The organism is Corynebacterium sp. AOP40-4SA-5 (assembly GCF_052377355.1).
GTDB lineage: Bacteria > Actinomycetota > Actinomycetes > Mycobacteriales > Mycobacteriaceae > Corynebacterium.
Window position 1 is genome coordinate 1 of record NZ_JBQSWS010000064.1, and the last position, 675, is coordinate 675.

General features: G+C 64.0%; 1 protein-coding gene. It reads right to left on the bottom strand.

Annotated elements, in window-relative coordinates; translation table 11 throughout:
• Window positions 1-675: ISL3 family transposase (locus ACT3S3_RS15285; protein WP_444627020.1), on the bottom strand; the 675-nt coding region annotated here is incomplete at both ends.

Consider the following 675-nt stretch of genomic DNA (forward strand, 5'->3'; position numbering starts at 1 on the left):
GTCGAAATACGCCAGGATATCGGCCCGGCGCCGCCACAACGTGCGCCCGAACTGCGCCAACTCCTCCAAGCCCTTCGGGAGTCCTTTACGCAGCGTGTCGATCAATCCGGCCATCAACTTCTTGCCCTGTGACTTGTCCGGATGGCCGTACGCGGCGATGAGATCCTGGTAGAAACCCCAGGTGACCTGCAAAGCGACGTAGTCATCGTCGGTGGCCCACAGCAGGTCCAGCCGTTGTTTCTGCCGGTCGGTGAGATAGTTCGTCCTGGTCATCAGGCTCCGGCGGTGCTTGTACAACGGGTCATCCTTGCGTCCACGCCGACCGGTCGTCTCTCGTTGCAGGCGCTGCCGACACCCAGTGAGTTTCTCGGCGGCCAGGTGCACCACATGGAACGGGTCCATCACCTTCGTCGCCGCGGGTAAGGCGTGGTCCACGGCGGTGGCGTAGCCGGCGAAGCCGTCCATCGTGACGACTTCTACTTGCTCGCGGAAACCAGGGTCACGCTCGTTGAGCCAGGTTCGTAGAACCTCGGCACTGCGCCCGGGTCGCATGTCGATCAACCGCGCTGGCCCGCACCCGTCGACCAGCGGGGTCAGATCCACCAGCACCGTGACCATCGAGGAGGGCTCGCCCGGCCGGCGGGTGTGTTTCCACACGTGCTCATCGACACCTAG